Genomic DNA, 6,721 nt, shown 5'->3' with positions numbered 1-6,721 from the left:
AAGAGAGGTGCTTACGAAATACGATTACAAAAATGTCAAAGAACTTAAAAATAAACAATTAATAATCAGTGGGTTTTAAGCGCCCACCAATGATATCCAATATTAAAACTAAGCGATTATGGAAAAGTATACTTTGTGGATGGAATTAACATATTTTAATCAAAATTCACACTTATTGCTTAAAAATAAAACCAAAATTTTATGAAAAAAAGAAATCTCATTTTGCTTCTTTTTTTGTTTGTAGGCTTTACTGTGTTTGCCCAAAAAAAGGTGAGCGGGACTGTTTACGACAATGAGAACATGCCCATTCCTGGGGTAACAGTTCTTGAAAAGGGAACCTCCAACGGAATCATTACTGATATGGATGGTAATTATTTAATAACAGTTCCTGGAGACGATGCCGTATTAGTATTCTCTTTCATAGGAATGAAAACTCAAGAAATCACAGTTGGCACTCAAACTACCATTATAGTGAACATGGTACCTGATATGGCCGACCTGGACGAAGTGGTGGTGGTTGGTTATGGTGTACAAAAGAAGAAACTAGTGACAGGAGCTAACCTCTCCCTTGGATCAGATGATCTACAACGTCAGAACTCGACTCAGGCATTAGATGCTATTCAGACGATGTCTCCAGGGGTGAACATTACTCAAGGATCGGGTATGCCAGGTGAAGGTTATAAAGTCAATATTCGTGGTTTGGGTACCATTGGTGATTCAAATCCACTATATGTGATTGATGGTGTTGCTGGTGGAGATATCAATACGCTCAACCCTTCAGATATTCAATCGATCGACGTATTGAAGGATGCGGCTTCTGCTGCTATTTATGGATCCAGAGCTGCCAACGGTGTAATTTTGGTAACCACAAAAAGTGGTAAATCAGGACGCACAGTGGTAACATACGATGGTTTTTACGGTGTTCAGAATGTTTATAAAATGCCTGAATTATTGAATGCTGAACAGTTTATAGAAATTTACAACGAGGAGCGTGTGATTTCAGGAAAAGATCCTCTTGATTTCGCTTCCATGATTCCTGGTATATACCAGGATATTCAAAATGGATGGCAAGGAACAGACTGGATGAAAGAAACCGAGAATAAGAATGCTCCCATCCAAAACCATTCTATTAATATAACCGGAGGATCTGAAAATTCGGTGTTCGCAATGGGATTTTCTTATTCGTCACAAGAAGGTACTTTGGGAAAACCTGTTCAACCCATAAGCGACAGATATACTTTGCGTTTGAACAGCGACCATGTTTTATATGAGAAAAACGGACTGGACATCATTAAAATGGGTCAAACATTAAATTACAGCTATCGCGAAAGAAGTGGTATTGCCATTGGTGGTATGTATTCTAACGACGTTCGTAACATGATGACAGGAAATCCTTTGGTACCTGTATACAATGATAAAGGTGAGTATTATGCTAGACAAGATCTTCAGGCTTCAGGTCTTGAAGGATTATCATCTCGAATATATAATCCATTGGCTTTGATGGATTTAAATCGTGGTCAGAATGAGACCATAAATTATAACCTGAATAGTAATGCCTATCTTCAAATACAACCAATAAATGGCTTGGTTTGGAAAACTAACTTTGGATACAGAATGCATGCAGATTCTTATCGTAGCTACCAACCTGAATATTTTTTGGCTGGTGATGCATTTATGACACCGGGTAGAATTACACAAAATGCAGGTAGCGGATACCGTTGGACTCTTGAAAATACATTGAATTACAGCTTTAAAGTGAATTTGCATAATTTTGATGTGTTGGTAGGACAATCTGCGGAAAAATGGGGATATGGAACCAATATGAGTGCCACCAACGCCAATCCAACTTTTATTGGTTATGAATACGCTTATCTTGACAATACTGATGGGTTAACATCCGGTATAACTAGTATTGGGGGGGCACCCAATGGAAGAGGAGCTCTTGCTTCTTACTTTGGAAGAGTTAATTACGACTTCAAAGAAAAGTATTTGCTTACTTTGGTAATGCGTGCTGACGGATCTTCTAATTTTGCACAAGGTAATCGTTGGGGTTATTTTCCATCAATTTCCGGCGGTTGGGTAATGACCGAAGAAAGTTTTCTGGACGACAATGGCGTGGTTGATTTCTTGAAGTTAAGAGCCAGTTGGGGACAAAACGGTAATGCCAATGTTGATTCTTATCAGTTTTTGAGCCTCATTGGTTTTGATGCTGAAAATAACTACAGATTTGGAAACGATCGCTCTAAAATGCAATTAGGTGGTTATCCAGCTGTACTCCCAAATCCTGCCATTACTTGGGAAACTTCTGAGCAATTGGATATTGGTATGGATGTTCATTTCTTAAGTTCAAGACTTCAGGGATCGTTCGATTATTATGTCAAGACCACCATAGATTGGTTGGTTCGTCCTAATGTTTCGGATATTATGGGTCCTGTAGCTGCGTTTGCCAATGCTGGTGATATCGAAAACAAAGGATTTGAACTGGCATTACGCTGGAATGACAATGTGGGCGAATTTACTTATGGAGCCCAATTCAATATCTCTAAAAATAAAAATGTAGTTACCAAATTTGGTGACAATACTGGTTTTTATGCAAGTGATCCGAGTGTTATTTCACAAGGTACCGACCCGGTTTGGCGAGTTGAAAAAGGAATGCCTGCAGGTTATTTTTATGGATACAAAACAGAAGGAATTTTCCAGAATGAACAACAAATTGCCAACTGGACTCATGGCTTCCTACAGGCTAATCCTCAGCCAGGGGATGTTATTTTCTCTGACGTAAATGGTGACGGTGAAGTGACCACAGCTGATAAAACCATGATTGGTAATCCTCATCCCGATGTTAGAATTGGTTTCAGCGTTAATTTTGCCTACAAAGGATTTGATTTCTCAATGAGTGGTAATGGTGCTTTTGGCCATCAAATACTGAAGTCGTATCGTTCATTTGGTGACAACGAGTTCCATAACTATACCACCGATATATTGGGTCGTTGGCATGGTGAAGGAACTTCCAATAAAATTCCTCGCATGACTGCAGGTAATGGTACCAACCGTTTGAATATATCTGAGCTATACATTGAAGATGGTGACTTTGTTAAAATTCAGAATATAACCCTTGGTTATGACTTTAAGAAGTTATTGCCTGAATTGCCACTGTCGCAGGCTCGCATGTTTGTCGCAGGACGTAACTTATTTACTTTTACCGACTATTCTGGCTTAGATCCTGAAGTAGGTTATGGAGACGGACAAAGTTTTGTACAAGGTATTGATCTTGGTTTTTATCCTGCTCCAAAAACTTATATGGTGGGATTTAATTTGAAATTCTAATAAACTTATTTGAGATGATTATGAAAAAAATAGCATATTTAATCATTGCTGCTGCGATGTTGAGTAGTTGCTCAGAGGATTTTCTGCAATTGGAGCCACTCACTCAAAAAACTTCGGATAACTTTCCTCAGACAGCTGATGATGCCAAACAAATGATGGCAGGTATATACACCACCATGAATAACGAACAGCGTAATGTTGATCAAAGTTACCTGTTTGTTTGTGAAGTAGCCAGTGACGAGAAATTAGGCGGTGGTGGTCTTAACGATATTAAGGCTCAATCGTACGAAGCCATGATGTATTCCGATAACGAAATGTTGTCTCATACATGGGAAGTAACTTACGAAGGAATTCACCGCGCAAATTTTGCCCTTGAAAATATGGATCTGCTCAGTGACAATGTTGTAAGTGCCAATCTGAAAAAACAATACAAGGGAGAAGCCCTTTTCTTAAGAGCTTTCTTTTTTTACCGATTGACAACTCTTTTTGGAAATGTGCCGCTAAAAATTACTACAGAAGCAGTTAACTTGCCAGCTGCCAGCACGGAAGAGATTTACGGACAAATTACATTAGACTTAAAAACAGCCATCGAGCTATTACCGAAAGTGCCTTATTCTTCAACAGAAGAAGGTCGTGTTACTGTTTGGGCAGCTCAAGCCTTGATGGCTCGTGTATGGCTTTTTTATACCGGATTTTACCAAGAGGCTACACTCCCTGGTGTTACCAAGGCTGAAGTTATTGCCTGGTTGGGAGAATGTATCAGTGCCAGTGGTCATCATTTAGTAGATGATTTTCACGAACTTTGGCCTTACACAAATTCATTGACAATTAATGATTATCCTTACATGGTTGATTATATGAACAAGACAGGAAAAGAGCTTCTGTATGCTGCTGACAATGGAGCCGTAAGCCCTGAGACTGTTTTTGCGCTTAAGTTTTCGAACTTTGCCAATTGGGATATACGACGAGGTTATAGTAATACATTTCAATTATTCTTCGGTTTGAGAGGATTGCAATCAGTAGCTAATACTTTTCCTTTCTCAGGAGGTTGGGGACAAGGTAACTCTATCCCTAAACATATTATTGATCAATGGCAGATTGATGAACCTAGCGACATCCGTCTTTGGGCTTCTGTAATTGATATTGAATCTGAGCTTCCTAATTATGCAAAAGGTCAATGGGATTTTGTAATGGAAAGTAATTATTGGGGTAAGAAATACAATGGCGTTACTGCAAAATCTCCTGATGACGGCAGTATTAAGAATGATTATAGTGTTATCATGTATGGTAATCAAGACAATAATCAGTTATCGCATGGTGATGATTTGATTTTCATTCGTTTTGCCGATGTGTTGCTGATGATGTCTGAGTTAACCGAAGATGCCTCATACATGAATGAGGTACGTGGTCGCGTGGGCCTTGGTCCAGTATCTTATTCGTTGGAGAATATTCAAAAGGAACGTCAGCATGAGCTTGCTTTTGAAGGTTTGCGTTGGAACGATATGCGTCGTTGGGGTGCTGCTTATACCAAAACAGCCCTTGAGACTCAGGTGGGAACACCAGTATACAACTTTGGTAATCCTGCTGTATTTAACGGACTTAATAACAAAGGTTATAGTGCTCGTTATGATGAGACCAAAGGTTTCTTCCCTATTCCACAGAGACAAATCGATCTTTCAAATGGATTATTGGAACAAACTCCCGGATTTACAAGTGGTGATCTGTATCCTGGATTTACTAATTAATCTACCCTAACAGTATCCTGTATTCAGGACAAAAACCGGAAGAAGACATGATCCTTTCTTCCGGTTTTCTTTTTGTCATCTTTTGATTCAGCAAATCAGAGTCTCAATTTCCATCGTTCAAAAAGGTAGGGTTCGATTTTAATCTTAAAAATCAGATTGAAAATAAAGATGATTTACATAGTGAAATTTTGAAGCTTGCAGAATTATTTGTGAAGTATTTCTATAGTAAGTTGACTCACATTAAATTAGCTATTGAATAATTTGTAATGTGATTTCCGCTATATCATATCCGGTTCGAAATCTAAAATCAAATATCTAAAATCAAAAAACTCAATGAGTCAAAATCTTTAAGTTTGATTAATGCTGTTAGAATGAAATGCCACAATATTCAAACGCGGTTAAGTTTTTCCTCAAACACCAGGAAGCAATCTGCAAGATAACTCTTGAGGCATCAACCATAATAATTAATGGACAAATAATTGGTTTGTTAAAGGAGTTGCGGATCGGTCATTTTTAATGTGCAAAAAAAGAAACAATGGAGGTGGTAATTGTTAGAAAATCAAAATGTTTTATGGAAAAATTATGACATGTTTCAATTCTAAATATTAAAAACTGCCTAATTGAATGAAATGAATACTATTAGAGTTGGCTTTTATTAAATTACTAATAGATTAAATACAGTCGTATCAGAATATTCCAGATAGTTAATGTAAATTGATAAATAAGAAGATAAATACAAGACCAATGGATCAGCTAACTCGGTTGCTACTTCTACTTCTGGTTGCTCTTTTTTTTACACAAACAAAAGCTCAGAAGATTATTAAACTATACAACAATGAAATAGAAATTCATAAGGTTGGTGAGAAACTAAACTCTGAGAATGAGAATCCGGATGGCCTGATCCGAAAGGTGATATCTCCAAGCATAGAAATGTATTCTCCTGAAGGAAATGTCACTCTTTGTCCTGCTGTAATTATATGTCCGGGTGGAGGTTATAGTGTAATTGTTTACCAGGGAGAAGGGATTACTACTGCAAAAAAGCTAGCTGCAAACGGAGTTGTCGCATTTGTCCTTAAGTACCGACTGCCCGACCCCTCTTCAGATGATAGCGCTATGATACCTCTGCAGGATGCGCAGAAAGCGCTAAAAATAGTTAGGGAAAACGCGTCAGAATGGAATATAAACCCTGAAAAAATTGGGATTATGGGTTTTTCTGCCGGTGGACACCTGGCTTCCACATTAGCTACGCATTATGATCCCGTAATCAATAATCCCGAAGGCACAAATCTGCGTCCCGATTTTCAAATATTAGTTTATCCAGTCATTAGTATGAGCGACAGTCTCACCCATTTGGGATCCAGAACCAAGCTACTTGGAGAAAATCCAGATCCTGATGAAATTATTCAATATTCATCGGAATGGCAGGTAACTAAAGATACTCCACCAGCTTATATTACTCACGCTGCTGATGACAATGTGGTAGATGTTGACAATAGCATCTTCTATTTCGAACAATTAAGACACCATCAGGTACCTGTTGAAATGCATATCTACCCCAAAGGAAATCATGGGTTTATCTTTAAGCAAGAATCCTGGATTGATCCTCTTTTTCTGTGGATGAAGAGTTCAGAAATTCTCTAATTCTACTA

3 protein-coding genes are annotated in these 6,721 nt (G+C 38.1%); all 3 read left to right on the top strand.

The features are described 5' to 3' along the window. Positions 1–201 precede the first annotated feature (201 nt). The 3 genes from ACRD62_RS12890 (at position 202) to ACRD62_RS12880 (ending at position 6,713) form a co-directional block, all read left to right on the top strand. A complete protein-coding gene (locus ACRD62_RS12890) occupies positions 202–3,327 on the top strand; it encodes a SusC/RagA family TonB-linked outer membrane protein (RefSeq protein ID WP_430820522.1) in 3,126 nt (1,041 codons plus the stop codon). Between the two features lie 20 nt (positions 3,328–3,347). After that, entirely contained in the window at positions 3,348–5,072 is a 1,725-nt protein-coding gene (locus tag ACRD62_RS12885) for a RagB/SusD family nutrient uptake outer membrane protein (protein WP_430820521.1), read from the top strand. A 744-nt stretch (positions 5,073–5,816) separates the two neighbouring features. Continuing rightward, positions 5,817–6,713 (top strand): alpha/beta hydrolase, encoded by an 897-nt coding sequence (locus ACRD62_RS12880; RefSeq protein ID WP_321408643.1) that lies wholly within the window; start codon positions 5,817–5,819, stop codon positions 6,711–6,713. The last annotated feature ends 8 nt before the right edge of the window (positions 6,714–6,721 follow it).

Source organism: Carboxylicivirga caseinilyticus (assembly GCF_050589785.1).
Classification (GTDB): domain Bacteria; phylum Bacteroidota; class Bacteroidia; order Bacteroidales; family Marinilabiliaceae; genus Carboxylicivirga; species Carboxylicivirga caseinilyticus.
Note: the sequence above shows the minus strand (reverse complement) of the source record. Positions and strands in the feature narration are given on the sequence as shown.

Coding starts and splice junctions, on each gene's coding strand:
- ACRD62_RS12880 (WP_321408643.1), top strand. CDS start 5,817: ATGGATCAGCTAACTCGGTTGCTACTTCTACTTCTGGTTGCTCTTTTT.
- ACRD62_RS12885 (WP_430820521.1), top strand. CDS start 3,348: ATGAAAAAAATAGCATATTTAATCATTGCTGCTGCGATGTTGAGTAGT.
- ACRD62_RS12890 (WP_430820522.1), top strand. CDS start 202: ATGAAAAAAAGAAATCTCATTTTGCTTCTTTTTTTGTTTGTAGGCTTT.